This window comes from Hymenobacter sp. APR13 (assembly GCF_000737515.1).
Classification (GTDB): domain Bacteria; phylum Bacteroidota; class Bacteroidia; order Cytophagales; family Hymenobacteraceae; genus Hymenobacter.
On the sequence record NZ_CP006587.1, the window covers coordinates 3,848,422 to 3,865,592 of the forward strand.

Annotated in this window: 14 protein-coding genes; 3 read left to right on the forward strand and 11 right to left on the reverse strand. The window is 63.1% G+C overall.

Annotated elements, in window-relative coordinates:
- Positions 1-111 precede the first annotated feature (111 nt).
- Positions 112-372: a hypothetical protein gene (locus N008_RS16015; RefSeq protein ID WP_044017436.1), complete on the forward strand. Its 261-nt coding sequence runs from the start codon at positions 112-114 to the stop codon at positions 370-372.
- Positions 373-477: 105 nt separating this feature from the next.
- On the opposite strand, the gene N008_RS16020 is transcribed toward N008_RS16015, so the two are convergent.
- Positions 478-1,689: an NAD(P)/FAD-dependent oxidoreductase gene (locus N008_RS16020; protein ID WP_044017437.1), complete on the reverse strand. Its 1,212-nt coding sequence runs from the start codon at positions 1,687-1,689 to the stop codon at positions 478-480.
- Between the two features lie 360 nt (positions 1,690-2,049).
- On the opposite strand from N008_RS16020, the gene N008_RS16025 reads away from it, so the two are divergent.
- Complete coding sequence (locus N008_RS16025) at positions 2,050-3,240, forward strand: cation:proton antiporter (protein ID WP_044017438.1); 1,191 nt, start codon at positions 2,050-2,052, stop codon at positions 3,238-3,240.
- A gap of 222 nt (positions 3,241-3,462) precedes the next feature.
- On the opposite strand, the gene N008_RS16030 is transcribed toward N008_RS16025, so the two are convergent.
- From N008_RS16030 to N008_RS23865, 7 genes are all read right to left on the reverse strand, one after another.
- Positions 3,463-5,241: a chloride channel protein gene (locus tag N008_RS16030; protein ID WP_044017439.1), complete on the reverse strand. Its 1,779-nt coding sequence runs from the start codon at positions 5,239-5,241 to the stop codon at positions 3,463-3,465.
- A gap of 177 nt (positions 5,242-5,418) precedes the next feature.
- Positions 5,419-6,246, reverse strand: a complete 828-nt coding sequence (locus N008_RS16035) for a mechanosensitive ion channel family protein (RefSeq protein ID WP_052381634.1) — start codon at positions 6,244-6,246, stop codon at positions 5,419-5,421.
- A 197-nt stretch (positions 6,247-6,443) separates the two neighbouring features.
- On the reverse strand, positions 6,444-6,848 hold the full coding sequence (locus N008_RS16040) for a hypothetical protein (RefSeq protein ID WP_044017440.1): 405 nt from the start codon (positions 6,846-6,848) through the stop codon (positions 6,444-6,446).
- Positions 6,821-7,126: a hypothetical protein gene (locus N008_RS16045; protein WP_044017441.1), complete on the reverse strand. Its 306-nt coding sequence runs from the start codon at positions 7,124-7,126 to the stop codon at positions 6,821-6,823. Before N008_RS16045 ends, N008_RS16040 begins: the two co-directional genes overlap by 28 nt.
- A gap of 111 nt (positions 7,127-7,237) precedes the next feature.
- Positions 7,238-7,672, reverse strand: coding sequence for a nucleoside deaminase (locus N008_RS16050; protein WP_044018957.1), 435 nt, complete (start codon positions 7,670-7,672; stop codon positions 7,238-7,240).
- A gap of 131 nt (positions 7,673-7,803) precedes the next feature.
- Positions 7,804-8,733: a RecB family exonuclease gene (locus tag N008_RS16055; RefSeq protein WP_044017442.1), complete on the reverse strand. Its 930-nt coding sequence runs from the start codon at positions 8,731-8,733 to the stop codon at positions 7,804-7,806.
- A 52-nt stretch (positions 8,734-8,785) separates the two neighbouring features.
- On the reverse strand, positions 8,786-11,392 hold the full coding sequence (locus N008_RS23865) for an endonuclease domain-containing protein (protein WP_052381635.1): 2,607 nt from the start codon (positions 11,390-11,392) through the stop codon (positions 8,786-8,788).
- A gap of 183 nt (positions 11,393-11,575) precedes the next feature.
- On the opposite strand from N008_RS23865, the gene N008_RS16065 reads away from it, so the two are divergent.
- Positions 11,576-11,773, forward strand: a complete 198-nt coding sequence (locus N008_RS16065) for a GldL-related protein (protein WP_044017443.1) — start codon at positions 11,576-11,578, stop codon at positions 11,771-11,773.
- Positions 11,774-11,924: 151 nt separating this feature from the next.
- Here the strand turns inward: N008_RS16065 and N008_RS16070 are convergent, their stop codons facing one another.
- The 3 genes from N008_RS16070 to N008_RS16080 form a co-directional block, all read right to left on the reverse strand.
- Positions 11,925-13,181: a TCR/Tet family MFS transporter gene (locus N008_RS16070; RefSeq protein ID WP_044017444.1), complete on the reverse strand. Its 1,257-nt coding sequence runs from the start codon at positions 13,179-13,181 to the stop codon at positions 11,925-11,927.
- A gap of 148 nt (positions 13,182-13,329) precedes the next feature.
- On the reverse strand, positions 13,330-15,093 hold the full coding sequence (locus N008_RS16075) for a 3'-5' exonuclease (RefSeq protein WP_044017445.1): 1,764 nt from the start codon (positions 15,091-15,093) through the stop codon (positions 13,330-13,332).
- Positions 15,094-15,140: 47 nt separating this feature from the next.
- Positions 15,141-16,922: a UvrD-helicase domain-containing protein gene (locus tag N008_RS16080; protein ID WP_052381636.1), complete on the reverse strand. Its 1,782-nt coding sequence runs from the start codon at positions 16,920-16,922 to the stop codon at positions 15,141-15,143.
- Positions 16,923-17,171: the final 249 nt, after the last annotated feature.

The following is a 17,171-nucleotide window of genomic DNA, read 5'->3' on the forward strand; positions in this document are numbered from 1 at the left end:
CGCCGGGAGAGCAACTTTCGGGCCTACGGGCGGTTGAGGCAGCAGGAAGCCCGCATTTTGCGTTGCAAAGCGCCGCCGGAACGCGTATCTTGAAGAGTAGTTGCCACCGCCATGATTGCCTACTTTATCTTATCCGGAATTGGTTTTCTGTGCGCCTTCACGGTGCTGCCACTGGTTACGGGCTATTGCGCCGTCAGCTACGGACGCTCGTTCTGGGGGTGGTTTGCGCTGGGATGGGCGCTGCCGGTGGTGTCCTTCTTTATTCTGGTGGCCCTCATTGCCCGCACCCAGCTCAACCCCGGCGAGCGGCTGTTGGCCGAAGCCAAGACCATTCTGGCGGAAGCCGCGGCCAAAGCAACTGTCAACGAGTAAGCAGTAGCGCGAACTTTGCAGTTCGCGCCTCCGCGCCGTTCGGATGACTGCAACGGCGCGGGGACGCGAACTACAAAGTTCGCGCTACGATGCAGTCAACTTCCGTCAGCCGATACGCTGGGCAATGCTGCGGGCCACCCAGGCGCCGGTGCTGAAGCAGCCTTGCAGCAGATAGCCGCCGGTTGGGGCTTCCCAGTCCAGCATTTCGCCAGCCACGTAGGTGCCGGGGCGGCGGCGTAGCATCAGGTGCTCATCTACTTCTGACCAGGCCACGCCGCCGGCCGTGCTGATGGCCTCATCGAGTGGGCGCAACGCGTGTACGGGCAACGGCACGGCGCGCAGCAATTGGGCCAGGGCCTCGGGCGTGGCAGTGGCCTCGGGTGGGGCGGTTTCGCGCAGCAGCGTTGGGATGGGGTGGCTGAGGCGCAGGGTCTGGCGCAGGAAATCGGGGAGGGAGCGGCCGGCGCGGGGCTTCTGGAGCTTCTGCAGCAGTTGGGCGTCGGAGAGGTCGGGCTTGAGGTCGAGCAGGAGCGGGGCCGGGCTGCCCAGGGTTAGCGCCTCGCGGAGGGCGGGCGTGAGGGCGTATACGGGCGTGCCTTCCACGCCGTAGTCGGTCAGCATTACTTCGCCCCGCTCTAGGTGGCTGCCGCAGCGCAGCGCAATGTTCTTGAGGGGTGTGCGGCCCACTTTCGCCCGGAAGAACTCCGACCACGCCACCTCGGCGCCGCAGTTGGCCGGCGCAAACGGCACGCACTGCACCCCGGCGGCCTGCAGCGCCGGCACCCACTGGCCGTCGGAGCCGGTTTTCTGCCAGCTGGCGCCGCCCAGGGCCAGCACGGTGGCGTCGGGGCTGAGGGTGAAGGTTTCGTTGGTGGCTTCGTTGCGCAGCTGCAGCCCGGTTTCGCCCGCGAAGCCCAGCCAGCGGTGGCGCAGGTGCAGCACCACGCCCAGCTCGCGCAGCCGTGCCACCCAGGCCCGCAGCAGATCGGCGGGCTTGTGCTGCTCCTGCGGAAACACCCGCCCGCTGCTGCCTACAAACGTGGCAATGCCCAGGTCGGCGGCCCAGTGGCGCAGGTCGGCGGCAGAGAAATGCGCCAACAGTTCCCGGAAAGCCGGCTGGCTGGCGCCGTAGCGGGCGGCAAAGCCTTCGGCTTCCTCGGAGTTGGTGAGGTTGAAACCGCCGTGCCCGGCCACCAGAAACTTGCGCCCCACCGTGGCCTGCGCCTCATACACGGCCACCTGCCAGCCAGCTTCCGCCAGCCGCTGGGCCGCCAGCAGCCCCGCTGGCCCGCCTCCTATGATGGCAACGTGTTTCATTTTTTGTGGTGGGGTGGTGGGGGGTGATGAGGTTATGGGGTGATGGGGAGAGAACGTCATTCCGAGTGCAGCGAGGAATCTCGCGTGCTGACGTCTGAATAGCATTTCAACATCAGCACGCGAGATTCCTCGCTGCACTCGGAATGACAGTTAGCCTCAGGCGAGATTCCTCGTCACTGGCTTGATGCGCCACATGCTCGGAATGACGGCCTGACATTTCACCTCATCACCCCATAACCTCATCACGTCTCACTCTAAAACCCAAAGGTAGGGCTGATTCGGCGTTGGGGGCGGTTTTGCCGTATAGAGCGGCATTGCCGGGCCGGGAACGGGTGTTCTGCGGGGGCCTGGCTTGCATGTATGGGCTCTTATTCTATCCTCATCGGCCTCAGTACGGCCGTCATCCTGTCTTACCTCTTCGACCTGATTGCGCGGGCTACCAAGGTGCCGTCGGTGCTGATGCTGCTGCTCACGGGCATTGCCCTGCGCCAGGCCGCCGACTACTTCGACTTCACGCTGGCCATTCCGAAGGTGGTGCTGGAAATATTCGGTATCATCGGCCTGATTATGATTGTGCTGGAAGGCGCCCTTGATCTGGAGCTGACCCGCGAAAAAGCCCCGCTGATCCGCCGCTCGTTTCTGGCGGCGGTGCTGATGCTGGTGGTGCAGTCGGTGGCTATTGCGCTGCTGCTGCAGTGGTATTTGGGGGCCTCGTTTCAGACCTGCCTCGTAAATGCCGTGCCGCTGGCTGTTATCAGCTCGGCCATTGCCATTCCCAGCGTGGCCAACCTGATGGGCGAGAAGCAGGAGTTCATCGTGTACGAAAGCACGTTCTCGGACATCCTGGGCATCATGCTGTTCAACTTCGCGCTGCAGGACAATTTCGCGCAGGGTATTTCGGTAGTCACGTTCTCGCGCGACGTGGTGGCGGTGCTGGTGGTGGCGGTGCTGAGCACGGCGGCGCTGGCGTTTCTGCTGGGCCGCATCCGGCTGCACGTTAAGTTTTTCCTGATTCTGGCGTTTCTGGTGCTGCTCTACAGTGTGGCCAAAAAGCTGCACCTGTCGTCGTTGGTGCTGGTGCTGGTGTTTGGGCTGGCCGTGAACAACGCCTCCCTGATTCTGCGCGGCCCGCGCCTGCAGCGCTGGCTGCACCCTGAGCAGCTGGCCGCCGAGCTGCATCCGCTTAAAAGCATCACCGCCGAATCAGCCTTCCTGATCCGGACGTTCTTTTTCCTGCTGTTCGGTTTCAGCATCACGCTCAGCACGCTCATCAGTGGCACGCTGCTGCTGCAGGGCTTGCTGATTGTGGGCGTACTCACCGTCATCCGCTTCCTCTACCTGCGCTACGTCGCCAAGTCCGACCTGATTCCGGAGCTGTTCATTGCGCCCAAAGGCCTCATCACGGTGCTGCTGTTTTACAGCATCCCGGCCCGCCACCACCTCGGCGAAGTAGGCGAAAGCCTGCTGTTTGTGGTGATTCTACTAACCGGCGTGCTGATGATGATCGGCCTGCAGCTCACCAAGAAAGACCCACAGATAGGAGAGTATTAGGTGGGGTGATGGATTGGCGGAGTGGTGGGTTATAAGAATGTCATGCAGAGCCGAGCGAAGCATCTCGCGTGCTGACGTTGCTTCACTAGCCCAGGGTTTAAACCCTGGGCTACGGAGCAGTTGTCGTTCACTTGTTTAGCAACGTCAGCACGCGAGATGCTTCGGCTGCGCCTCTGCATGACGCTCTGTATAACCCACCCACCCACCACTCTACCACCTCGGCTACTCTGTTTCCTTGAGCAGCTGGCGGCGGTAGCCGGCCAGGATGCTGGATTTCAGCAGAAAGCCCACGTAGCGGCCCTGCGCCACCACGGGCAGCGCCGGCACGCCGAGCTGCTCCATGCAGCGCAGGGCATCCAGCAAAGAGTCGTCGGAATTGACGACGGCGGCCGGGTCGGTCATCAGGTCGCGCACGCGGGTGGTGGCGTAGTGGGCGTCGTCGAAGAGGGCGTCGCGCACGGTGTCGAGCGTGACGACGCCGACCAGCAGGCCGGCCTCATCCACCACCGGAAACAGGTTGCGGGTGGCGTGCCGGAACGTATCTACCAGCGTGCCCAGCGTGTCGTCGGGGTGCACGGGCACGAAGTCGGTTTGCACCAGGTTGTGTAGATCGAGCTGGGAGAGCAGGCTCCGGTCGCGGTCCTGGTGCACATACACGCCCTTTTGCACCAGCTTGCGGGTGTACACGGAGTAGGGCTCGAAGTAGCGGGTAATCAGGTACGACGAGCTGGTCACCACCATCAGCGGCACAAACAGGGCGTAGCCGCCGGTGATTTCGGCAATCAAAAAGATGGCCGTGAGTGGGGCGTGCACCACGCCGGCCAGCACGCCGGCCATGCCCAGCACGATGAAATGCACCTCCGTGACGCTGGTCAGGCCGCTCAGGTTGATGAGCCGGGCAAACACGAAGCCCAGCAGCGCCCCCGCAAACAGCGACGAGCCAAACATGCCGCCATTGCCGCCGGCGCCCACCGTAATGGTGGTGGCAAACACTTTCAGTAGCATACTGGCCGCCGCCACGCCCAGCAGAATCCACACGTTTTCGTCGCGGTAGACGGCAAAGATGGAGCCGCTGACCAGGTCCTGGCCTTTGCCGGCCAGCAGCAGCTGCACGATGTTGTAGCCCTCGCCGTAGAGCGGCGGAAACAGAAACACCAGCACCCCCAGCGCCAGGCCGCCTAGCGCCACCTTGCGGAACGTGCCCGGCCAGCGCTCAAAAAACTTATCGGCCGCGAAGTACACCCGGATCATATACACCGACAGCAGCGCCGTGCACAGCCCCAACATCAAGTAAAACGGTACCGCGTCCACGGGCCAGCTGGTGGTGATGAGCACGAACGGCTGGCCTTCGAACAGGGCCTTGGACACCACCGTGGCCGTGGCCGTGGAAATCAGCAGCGGAATGAAGTAGGGCGCGGCCAGTTCGGAGAGCACCACTTCCACGGCAAACAGCACGCCCGCAATCGGGGAGTTGAAGATAGCCGCCACGCCGGCCGCCGCGCCGCAGCCCACCAGCAAGCGCCGCTCGCGCCGGCCCACGCGCAGCAGCCGCCCCAGGTTGGAGCCCTGGGCGGCGCCCGTCACCGAAATCGGGGCTTCCAGACCCGCCGAGCCGCCAAACGAAACCGTGATAAAGGAGGTAATAAACTGCGAATACAGCTTGCTGCGCGGCACAATGCTGCCCTGCCGGGCAATGTTGTAGATGATGGGCCCCAAACCGCGGCTCAGGTTGCCATCCAGAAAATAGCGCGTGAAGAGCACCGACAGCGCAATGCCGATGATGGGGTAGAGAAACAGGGCAAACACGCGCTTTTCTTCCGGCACCCAGGCGTACAGCAGTTCCTGCGAGCGGTGCACCGAGTTTTTGAGCAGCACTGCCGTCAGGCCGGCCATCAGGCCCACCAGCACGCTCACCAGGATCAGGTACACCCGGTCGTTGATATGGCGCAACCGCCACAGCAGCAAGGGGCTAAGAATCCGGTGAACAATATTCTTGGGCATTGCTATGCAGCAAAAAGCGAAGCCTGCCAGCGACAGAGCCGGCAGGAATAATATCACAACGCAGGATAGCAAAAAAGCGGCGTCAGTGCCCCATAAAAAGGGAAAAATTCCGCCGCCAAGCGTTTTGCGCCGCCACTGGCCGGCACTTCTGCCCGAATGGCTTTAACTGGCCGCCGCCTATTGCGCCAGGTTGGGGGCCGGGTAGCCCGCCTGCAGCAGCATTGCCTTCACCTTCTGCATCAGCTGGCTTTTCTGCTGCAGCGTGCCGCTGCGGTACTCCTCGGCCGAGGTCCAGAAGTACACCCGCAAATCAGCGGCGGTGCCGGCGGTTTTCTCCAGGATGATGTAGGGCTGCCGGCCTTCCAGGGCCTGCACTTCGGGTTGCTGGCGCAAGAAAGCCAGCAGCTGCTCCTGCACCCGGGCGGGGCTGCCGGCGGCGCCGTAGTCGACGCTCACCAGGAAATCTTGGCGCAGGTTGCCGTCGCGGGTGAAGTTGATGAGCGGCTCTTTGAGCACCAGGGAGTTGGGCAGGAACACATGCTTGCCGTCGAAGGAGCGGATGAGCGTGGTGCGCAGGTTGAGGGCCTCCACGTGGCCCACCTGGTCTTTAATCTGCACGGTGTCGTTGATGTGGAAGGGGCGGTTGAAGGCCAGAATCACGCCGGCCAGGAAGTTCTCGGCAATGTCCTTGAAGGCAAAGCCCACGATGAACGCCGACAGCCCGGCCCCGGCCAGCAGCCCGCTCACAATACCCGACAAACCCACCACTTCCATGGCCAGCAGCAGGCCCAGCAGCATAAACACCCATTTGCTGATGCGGGTGAGGAAGTCGGCCAGGAGTGGGTCGTGGGAGCGGCGGCGCAGGCGGCTGCCCAGCAGGCCGCTCAGGCGGTTGGCAATGAAAATGGCCACTACCAGCAGCACCAGCGCCAGGGCCAGCTTGGGCAGCACATACAAAAACTGCTGCCAGTACGTGGACAACACCCGGTTCAGATCATTCAGCATATACAGTCAGTCAGTAACTAAGTACCAAGGCACAAGTACTGAGTAATGAGACCATAATCAACACCTGATGATCAGGTGGCTGAAGTAAATCTTACTACTCTATACTTCTGACTCGGTACTTAAAATCAAGCGCCCCGCGGCACAAGCCGGCGGGGCGTTTGGGTGGTTCTACGCAAAAGAGGGCGGGGCAGGTTCGGCTAGTGGCTTGCCGGGCGGTTGAGCCAGCGCCAGAAAATCAGCCCGCCCAGGCCGTAGGCCACCACATCGAGCCAGTCGGCGGTGTAGGTGCGCGGGCGCAGCCGCGGCAGCAGCAGCTCAAAAACCAGGGCGACACTTAGCCAGGTGCTCACTACCCAGCTGCCGGGCAGCACGAAAGCGGGCTGCCGGAAATACAGGCGCCGCATGAGGCTGAGCGCCACGGTAAGCAGCAGCGGCAGGGCCAGCACGTCGGCCAGGTGCGAGTTGAGGGCGGCGGGCAGCGCCCAGGTGCGCCCGTGGCGGGCAAGCCGCGCAAGCAGGTAGAGGACGGCCAGCGCCATAAACAGCGGGTGGCGCAGTTCCGGCGGCCACCACGTCAGCCCGCGAGCATTGCCACCAGCCATAGCAGAAACGAAACGATGGCGCCGAACACCAGCTGCCCGCCCCGGACAATATGCTTGAAAAAGCGCAGCACCGGGCCGTCGTCGGGCTTGAGCTCTAGGCGCATAAACGACGGCAGCGGCTTGTCGGCCAGCTCCTGCCGCTTCTGCTCGCTCCGCATGCGGGGCGCGTCGAGGTAGAGGCCGCACCGCTCGCAACGGTCGGTAGCCTGCTGCTGCCACGGGCTCCAGAACCCGCAATGCGGGCATTTCTTGGTGGCCATCAGCGGAGGTTGGTTCATGCCGGCAAAGGTAAGAATAGCGGCCGGGCTGGCAGTCGGAAACCCTCCGAAAGCCAGCCCGGCCGCTATACAACCGCCAATGGCGCGTTCAGTTGCGCAACAACCGGCGCCTTACAGCTCCATGATGTCCTCGTTCCAGAGCGTAGGCTCGGCCTCGATGAACTCGCGCATCATCTCCACGCACTCCTCGGAGTCCAGAATCACGACTTCCACACCGTGGCTTTCCAGAAAGGCCTTGGACTCGCCAAAGGTGCGGGCTTCGCCCACCACCACTTTCGGGATTTTGAACTGCACGATGGTGCCGGCGCACATGTAGCAGGGCATCAGCGTGGTGTAGAGCACCGTGTCGCGGTAAGTGCGCTGGCGGCCGGCGTTGCGCAGGGCATCCATTTCGCCGTGGGCAATGGGGTCCAGCTCCTGCACGCGCTTGTTGTGGCCGCGGCTCACGATGTCGTTGCCGCGGCGCAGCACCGAGCCAATCGGAATACCGCCTTCCTTGCGGCCCTGGCGCGCCTCGTCGATGGCGGCCTGCATGAATTCGTCTATTTCTGGCATGGTTGAATGGTTGAATTGTTAAATGGTTGATTGGAATGGCTTGATGGCTGAATGGTTAGATAGTTGGCTGGGCAAGGATTCGTTGAACAGTCAACCATTTAACAATGCAGCCATTAAACCATTTACCTGGCGCAAATGCCTTTGTATGGGCAGTACTGGCATTTGTCGAGGTCGTCGGTTTTGCGGATGGGCTCCTGCGGGTCGAGGATGCGGCGGATGATGCGGCCGAGTAGCTCCTCGCTGCGGGGCAGGAAGTCCTGGCCGTCGGCGGTGATAAAGCCCATGTCGGCGGGCATGGGGCCGGCGGGCAGGTTGCGCAAGGAGATGATGGCAGCGTCGGCGGCGGGGCGGCCGTTCTGGGCCAGCATGAAGCGGTAGAGCCACAGCTGGCGCACCTTGTCGGCCGAGTAGGTGGCGTCGAGCACGAGGCGTTCGGCGGCCTCGGCGGCGGTTTCGTTGCGCTTCTGCAGCTTCAGCTCGTGGGCCAGCACGAGGCCGGTTTTGTAGTCCACCACCCGCAGGCGGCCGTCGGGCAGCTGGTCGACCCGGTCGGCAAAGCCGACGAGGCGCACAGGCAGCTTCTCTCCGTCGGGCAGCGGCACAAACACCGTGGCGTGTAGCTCTTCCTCTAGGCCCTGAATCTGCAGCGGCAGGCCGTCTTTTTCGGTGAGCAGGCCTTCGAGGTAGCGCCGCACCAGCTGCGAGGCCACCTGGCCCAGCACGTGGTTGAGGCCTTCGTCGGCGCGGGCGTGGCGGTCTTTTTCCTCTTTGCGCAGCGCCTTCTGCACCATCATGGGGGCCAGCTGCACCAGGCCCGGAATGTCGGCGGCCGTAAGGGGCTGGCCGCTTTTCTGGAACGGCGTGAGCATGTCTTCCAACGCCTCGTGCACTACCGTGCCGAAGCCGTCGGCGCCGAGGGCTTCCTCCACTTCATCGGCTTCGCGGAACCGGGCCACGCGGTTGAAATAGAACTTCAGCGAGCAGGCCAGGTATTCGTTGAGAGCCGTGGGGGAGAGGCCTTTGTCGAGGAGCAGGCGCAGGGCCTGGAGCATGCCGGCGTCTTTGTCGAGGGTCAGGTCGCTGAGGGACGGCGCGGGTGAGGCCTCACCCCCCCGGCCCCCCTCTCCCCGTGGAGAGGGGGGAGCCAGACGACCCGCTGACGTAGGCGGTTTGGTCGGGGAATTTGGGTTGTGAATCAACCACTGCGTGTGAAGGGCTGGGGATATTTTCAGGCTGCACGCGTGATGGCAGACTTTGTAGCATTTCCTGGATCTGCTCAAGCACTGTAGTCAGGTTGTTAAGCACTTCCTCATTCGAGAAACGCAGAATCCGGTATCCCAGCCCGTTCAGCTCATGCGTGCGGCCCGCGTCATATTCAGCTTGTTCTGCTTCAGCATGAACATCACCATCCACCTCAACAATGAGCATTTTGGCAATACAGATGAAGTCAACTATAAAGGAGTTGATAACGTGCTGTCGCCGAAACTTCTCGCCTAGCTTCTGATTGCGAACAGCCTGCCACAGGGACTCCTCTGCCGGAGTCGGATGCTTGCGCATCTCCTTAGAAAACGTAGCAGTTTTACGCCAGGTGGCAGCATTAGCAGTAAGCACATGATCTGCTATGGCTCCTTCGCGAGCTGAAATCGGCGAGAAAGCCCCCAAAGCAGGCTGCGTTGCAGTCGTCTGGCTCCCCCTCTCCACGGGAGAGGGGGCCGGGGGGTGAGGCCCTTCGTTGGCGCCGGTCACCACCGCCACCACCACCACATCTTCCAGCACCATCTGGGGGCTTTGGGGGAGCAAGTCGTTCTGGAGCTGGAGCAGGAAGCGGCTTCGCTCGCCGGTGCGGGTGCCTTCGGCGCCGGGCAGCACGTGCACTAGGTCTACACGGCGGGCGCGCTGCAGCAGGCGCCAAAAGTGGTAGGCGGTGGCGGCTTCCTGGTCGGCGTAGGTGGGCAGGCGGAACTCGGTCAGTACGTCGTACGGAAACAGCGACGTGTGGCGCTTAGGGGCCGGCAGCACGTTTTCGTTGCAGCTGAGCAGGATGATGTGGTCGAAGTCGAGGGCGCGGGTTTCCAGCAAACCCATCACCTGCACATCGGCAATCGGCTCGCCCGAGAACGGCAGGCGCGTGCGGGTCATCTGCTCGTAGAGAAAGCGCCGGAATGAGCGCACCGACAGCCGCTGCTCCCGGCAATCGAACACCGAATCCAGGCGCTTCACCAGCGTGTAGAACAGGTACAGGTACTCCGCCTCGATGGCCGAATGCTGCTCCTGGTAGACCTGTTTCAGCAGGTCAATCAGGGTGTAGCAGGCCGCAATGATGTCGTCGCAGGTGTCCCAGGCTTTGAACAGGGCCTCAATCAGGGCGTGCTCCTTGCCCAGCTCCAGCAGCTCGGTGGCGGGCAGCAGCACGGCGTTGCGCTTCACAATGGCGCGGCAGATGTGGTCGAGCAGGCCGTGGTACTCGGGGTTGGGCTGCTTGTCCAGCCACTGCTGGTAGCGGCGCAGAAACGGGTGGCCCAGCAGCTTGGTCACGGCCAGGTGATGGTAGCGCGGCACGCCGTAGCCGGTTTCGCTGGAACCCTCCCGGATGCCGGTCAGGTGCACCTCAAACAGCAGATCCACGAGGTTGAACAGGGGCGTGCTCTGGAAGCTGAGGCCCATGGTCACGTTGTAGTCGGGCACGGCGTCGGGCGGCAGGCCGTGCAGCACGGGCAGCAGCAGGGTTTCGTCGGGCAGCACCACGGCTACCGTGCCGGTGGGGTGGGCCAAGCGGGCGCCGGCCAGCAGCTGGCCGGCCACCTTACCCTGCATGCTGGCGTTGGCCACGCCCACAAAGCGTACGTGGCGCGGCAGCCCGCGCAGCAGCTCGGCCGGCCCGCCGAAATCGTCCAGCGGCAGCTCCCAGTTTTTGAGGTAGCGGCGTAGGTGCTGGCCGGCGCGGTTGGGCGTGTCGGCGTCCATGTAGAAGGCGTCGCCGTCGAAGCGCACCTCGGCCAGACCGGCTTTCAGCAGCTGCAGAATCAGGCGCTCCTCGGCCTTGGAGAGGAAGCCCAGCCCCAGAAACACGTGCCGCGGCAAGGCCTGGCCCGCGGCCAGCTGCTCGGCCACCCGCTCGGCAGCGCGCCGATACGCCAGGCCGGGGTAGGCCACGTGCTGGGCCAGCATGCGCTGGCGCAAACGGTAGTACACCTTGCTCAAATCGTCCCAGAAGCGGAAGTAGCCGGCTGTCATCGACTCCGGCTTGGGGGCCTCGCCCAAATCCCAGCGCTCCAGCGCCTTGGCCTGCGACAGGTACTCGAACACTTTATCGGCGGGGGCCAGGTTCTGGTCGAGGCTGGAGAAGTCTTCGAGCAGCAGCCCGGCCCAGCTCACAAACCGGTCGAAGTCCAGCTTGGGGTCGATGTCGCGCAGGATGTCGTAGAGCAGCAGCTGCAGCGTGATGGGTTCTTCCACCTGCACGCCGGCCAGCTCCACCATGTAGTCTTCCATGGCCGCCACGCGCGGGCTCCAGAGGGCCTCGCCGGCGTCGGTGGCCATGGCCAGCTCGTTTTTGAGGTACACCACGGCCCGCCGCGTAGGGACCACCACCACCAGATCCGACAGCTCCTCCGGTGAGTAGCGCGCGGTCAGGTCGCGGGCCATCTGACTCAGAAACGACTCGGTGGAAACGGAAGCAGGCGAAACGATAGGCGGCAGGAGCGAATTCATCGATAGTAAAGATACCTTGCAGGCGGCCAGCAAGGGCGCATGTAAGCATGGAATTAATTGATTAACCTGCGGCAGCAACGATAATTATCCTCCAAGTGCCCTCATTTTCAGATGATCGTGCGGGTAACTAAAATGCTCCGGGCGGATGCTGCAGGAGTCACAAACCTCATCAATTACTCAAGTATGAAAATCAAACACTTTCTCGCCTTACTCTTCCTCGGTTTCTGCGTCGATTTCGTGGGCGCGCTGTTCAAGATTCAGCATTGGGCCGGTGCCGACCTGCTGCTGATAAGCGGCATGGCCCTGAAAGCCTTGGGCGTGGTAGGCTTGCTGCTGAAGCTGCTTACGCACCCTAAGCTTCGGGAGTATCTGAACTGGTAGCGGGCGCGGGCCGTGCCCAAGGCGCTGATGAGCCTACGGAAGCTGCCGGGCAGGGAGTTGCTGTTTTAGAACTGTCATTTCGACGCAGGAGGAACCTGGGCAAACCGATAGTTGGTTCACCCAGATTCCTCCTGCGTCGGAATCACCTTCTCTAGTGGCCGGCCGCAGCTTCCGAAACCGGCGCAGGCGTAATCGGGGCCACGTAGTGGCGCAAAGAACGAATCACCAGCAGCAAACTGATGAGCGTGAGCACCGAGCCCGTCAGGAAGGCCGCGCCGGGGAAATGCACGGGCGCCTTGGGGCCGGTGAAAAACGAAAACAGGTTGGTCATCAGCGGCGGGCCCACGATGGAGGTGAGGCTGACGAGGCTGGTGAGGGCGCCCTGCAGCTCGCCCTGCTCGGAGGGCGGCACCTGCCCGGCCATAATGCTCTGCAGCGCCGGCATGGCAATGCCGCCCAGGCAGTAGGGCACCAGGAAGGCGAACATCATCCAGGGCTGCCCGGCAAACGCAAACAGCGCAAAGCCCAGCGTGTACAGCCCCAGCCCGATAAGCACCGAGCGTTTGTTGCCCAGCCAGGGGTTGATGTAGCGAATCAGCACACCCTGCACCAAGCCCGTAAGCAGCCCGACGGCTCCCAGCGAGTTGCCTACTTGGTCTTCGTTCCAGTGAAACTGGTACATCGTGAAGTACGACCAGGTGCTTTGGGTGGCGTGCGCGGCAATGTAGATGGGCACCATGGCCACCACCAGCCCCAGAATCACGGGATACTTGCGTAGCTGCCGGAGCGAGCCGATGGGGTTGGCCCGCTTCCAGTCGAAGGGCCGGCGGTTTTCCTTAGCCAGCGACTCAGGCAGCACGAAGTAGCCATACAGCCAGTTGATGAGCGACAGCGCCGCGGCCGCCAGAAATGGCGCCTGGTGCCCGAAATGCGCCAGCTTGCCGCCCAACACCGGCCCGATAATGAAGCCCAGCCCAAACGCGGCCCCGATCATGCCGAAGTTCTGAGCCCGGTTTTCGGGCGTGCTGATATCGGCAATGTAGGCCGAGGCAGTGGAGAAGCTGGCCCCCGTGATGCCCGCAATAATGCGCCCCACAAACAGCCACGCCACCGACGGCGCAAAGGCCAGAAACAGGTAGTCGAGGCCGAAGCCGAACAGCGCAAACAGCAGCACCGGCCGCCGCCCGTACTGGTCGGAGAGGTTGCCGAGGATGGGCGAAAACAGGAACTGCATGCTGGCAAACGCAAACAGCAGCCACCCACCGTACTGCGCCGCCTCCGACAAGGTGCCGCCCGTGAGGTGCGTAATCAGCTTGGGCAGCACCGGAATGATGATGCCAAACCCGATGACATCGAGCAGCAGCGTAAGGAAGATAAAGGCCAGAGCAGGCTTGCGGGCAGCAGACATAAGCAGAGAACAATAAGGCTGCGAAGGTAACTAGGTGTAGCATAGGCTTTAGCCTGTGCCGTTACGAAGTTACTGACGCAGAAGCGGCAAGCCAGTACAGTCCGGGCTTGCCGCTTCCATCCGGCACAGGCTGAAGCCTATGCTACAATCAAAACATCACCACTTCCTCCGACCCGAAATAGTAAAGCACGCACACCACCTCGCGGTAGCCCAGCTGCCGGAACAGCTGCGCGTACTGCTGCAGCGGCAGGCGGTGGGTGGGGCTGGGCGGCGGCACCTTGAAATCGAGCAGCGTCACGCGCACCTCGCCGCGGCCGGTGGCGCCGGGGAGGGTTTCAAACACCACCCGGTCGGGCTTGTAGTCGCGCCGCTTCACGCCGCCCACCAGAATTTCGCGCTCCGTCTCCACCGATACGTCGGCGCTGAAATAGCGGGCCAGTTCGGGGTGCTTCACCACCTGCTGCAGGCGCTGCTCCAGCGCCGGCCGCTCGCGGGTACTGATGAAGCCCTCGGCTGCCAGCTGCCGCCCTACGCGCTCCACGTCCTCGGCCAGCAGCAGGCGGCGCAGGCCGTAGTGCAGCTTGCGGTTCCACTCTCCCAGCTGTTCCTGCCGGTCGAAATCGAACACGGTGGTGGCGTGGCGCCGCAAACGCAGCCGCTCTTCCCAGGGCGCGGTTTCCAGGTTGGTGAGGTAGAAGTTGCGGGTGGTCGGCTGGTCGTTTTTCGAGTCAGATTTGGCGGCCGTGCCCTGCGAAACCACGAACGACACCTGCTCTTCGGCCCACAGCTGCTGCTGTTTCAGGTAGCTGTGCAGCAGCTCGGCTACGTTTTTGGCGGGTCCTTCCGGGGCGGTGTCGTCGGTGGTTTTCTTGGGCGCCTCGGGGCGTTTGCTGAGGATGTAGAGCCGGTGCCGGGGCCGGGTGAGGGCCACGTATAGCATATTGAGGCCTTCGAGGAAGGTCTTTTCGCGCTCCTGCAGAAACTGCCCGGCCAGCGCCGTGCGGCTCAGGTTTTTGGTGAGCGGTACCACCGCCACGGCCGGCATGTCGGCCACCGGCTTGTCGTCCTCGCTGAGGCGGCCCCAGAGCAGCGTGCCCCGGTGCGGCTCTAAGCTCCAGTCGGCGAAGGGCACAATCACCACTCCGTAGGCCAGGCCCTTGGCCTTGTGTACCGTGGTGATGGTAATGGCGTCGCGGCCGGCGGGGGCGTTGATGCTGAGGTTGCTTTTGCGCTGCTCCCAGTAAGCCAAGAAGTTGTTGAGGTTGTTGCCGTAGCGTAGGCTGTATTCCAGCGTGAGGTCAAGGAACCGGAACAGGTACTCGCTTTCCCCGTTGCGGCCCAGCAGCCCAAACAGCCCAATCAGGCGCTCGGTCAGCTCATACAGGCCCAGGTTGCCGGTTTCCTGCTCCTGCAGATCGTAGCCCAGCGTCCGGAATTCCTCAAAGAAGTCGGCGGCCGATTCGGCATTGGCCAGCTTGGCCAAGTGGCGCACGCGGGCCGGGGTAGGGGGCACGCGCCGCACCACCTTGTCGAGCAGCAGCAGCGCCTCGGCCCGCGCCAGCGTGTCGGCCGGCTGGTTGAGCACCCGGTAGATGGCCACCAGAAGGTTCACCACCTCCGCAAACTCCAACGACAGCGAATCGGCCGAAATAATGTCGTAGCCGCGCTCCTTCAGGAACTTGGCCACCAGCCGGCTACCGCGCCGCGTGCGGCTCAGCACGGCCACGTCGCGCGGCCGGAACCCGTCGCGCAAAGCCTGCTGCACCAGCGCCAGAGTCAGGTAGAGGGTGCTTTCGTCGTAGTCGAGGGTGGCCTCCGGCAGGTAGCCCGGCAGCGGCTCCACGCCGTAAGTACCGTCGTGCGCGTGGTAGGGCCGGGCCGGCGCCTCGTTGCCCGTGAACAGGATTTCCACGTGGCCGGCCGCTTGGGCCTCACCCCCCTAGCCCCCGGCCGGGCGCCTCACCCCCCGGCCCCCTCTCCGGAAAAGGAGAGGGGGGAGCCTGATGAATTTTTAGAACTAGAATCTAAAGCTAGTTCCCCCTCTCCCTTTGGAGAGGGGGCTAGGGGGTGAGGCGCACGGGAGAGGGGGCTAGGGGGTGAGGTCCGGCCCGGCACCGTCTGCCTAAACCCCGGCTCAAACAGGTCCTGCACCAGCGCGAAATCGGGGTGCTGGGTGCGCAGGTGGCCGAAGAACTCGTTGTTGAAGTCCACGATTTCCGCCGCCGAGCGGTAGTTCACGTTCAGCGACTTCGGCTCCAGGCGGCCCTGTAGGCCCTGGTAGCGCTCCTGCAGCAGGCGCCGGGTTTCGGGTTCGGTGGCGCGGGCGGCCAGGGCGGCGGTGTCGCCCTGGTGCAGGCGCAGAATCTGTTCCATCTCGCCGCCGCGCCACCGGTAGATGGCCTGCTTGGCGTCGCCCACGGCCAGGTTCAGGTTGTCCTTGCCCACCGAGTTTTCCACCAGCGGCAGCAGATTGTTCCACTGCAGAACCGACGTATCCTGAAACTCGTCAATCAGCAGGTGCGCGTACCGCTCGCCCAGCCGCTCGTACAGAAACGGCACCGGCTCCTTCAGCACAATGGCTGCAATACGGCGGTTGAATTCGCTGATGAGCACCACGTTTCGCTCGCGGCTCACCTGCTCCACTATCTTGTTCAGCTCGCTCAGCAGCGAGGCATGAAACAGGTAGGGCTGCATGGCCGTGAGCAGCAGATACTGCGGCAGCAGCACATCGCGCAGCTTCTCAAACTGGTCGTAGGCGGTTTGCAGCACGGGCTTGGCGGCGTCCACGCGCTGGCGGTCGGCGGCGGTTTTCACCTTGCCGCTGTACCACTTGTCCTGGTCGAGGGTGGTGCGCACGTAGGAGTTGGCTTCCTTGTCGGGCAGCAGGCGCTCCTCCCACTTGGTGGCGTACCCGAAGATGCCGCTGCGGCCCTGGTAGAGGTCGGCGTCCGTCACGCCGGCTTCGGCCAGCGCCTCGGTGGCCAGCGTGCCCACTTCCCGGAACAGGTTCTCAATGGCTTCGCGGCGCTGGCGCATGGTGTCGTGCAGGCGGCGGAAGTCCTGGAGCGTGAGCGTCTGGAGCTGCGCCACGGCCTCGTGCACGGTTTCGTTGAACAGGAACTGCCCGAAGCCGGCCAACTCGTCGGGCAGGTTGTTCCAACTCTTGCCTTCGTCGGCGCGGCTGAGGGCGTATTCGGTGAGGGTACGGGCCAGCAGCTGCGAGTTCGGGTCGCGGTTCACCTTGTCGAGCAGGGCCGCCACGGCGGTTTGTAGCACGGCGTCGGTGTCCAGCTCCACCTCAAACGTGGCCGGCAGCTCCAGCTCCCGCGTGAAGGCCGTCACGATGCGCTGCACAAACGAGTCGATGGTGCTCACCGCAAAGTCGGCGTAGTGGTAGAGCACCAGCCGGAAGGTTTCGCGGGCCCGGCGGCGCACTTCCTCCTGGCGCTCCTCGGCGGTTTCAGTGCGGCGCGGCAGCAGCCCTTCGGCGGCCAGCTCCTCGGCCACTCCGGCCAGTAGCGCGTCAGTTTCGCCCGCCTTAGGGTAGGCAAACTTGCGCAGCGCCCCAATGATGCGCTGCTTCATCTCGCCGGCCGCGTCGTTGGTGAACGTAATGGCCAGCACCTGCTTGAAATACGCCGGGTCCTCGCTGCCCAGCGCCAGCTTCAGGTACTCCTTGGTCAGCTGGTACGTTTTGCCGGAGCCGGCAGAAGAAGAGTAGATGCGGAAGGTGGCGGGCATTGGGGAGAAGGGGAGAATACGAACTATCTTAATAGCTTACCTGATAGTAGGGTGGAAACGGAACCTATTCTTAGCTTGTGTGGCAATGACCTAGAGGACAATAATTACGAACCAATTATGACAAGTGCGAAGTCTTGGAAATCGATTGAAAGCCACTACATCGATGGTGTGCGCTGTGGCAGAAAGCTTGAGCCGATTTTAGAACTCGTGCAGTTGATAAACGCATCCTCACTTTCTACAAGACTATAT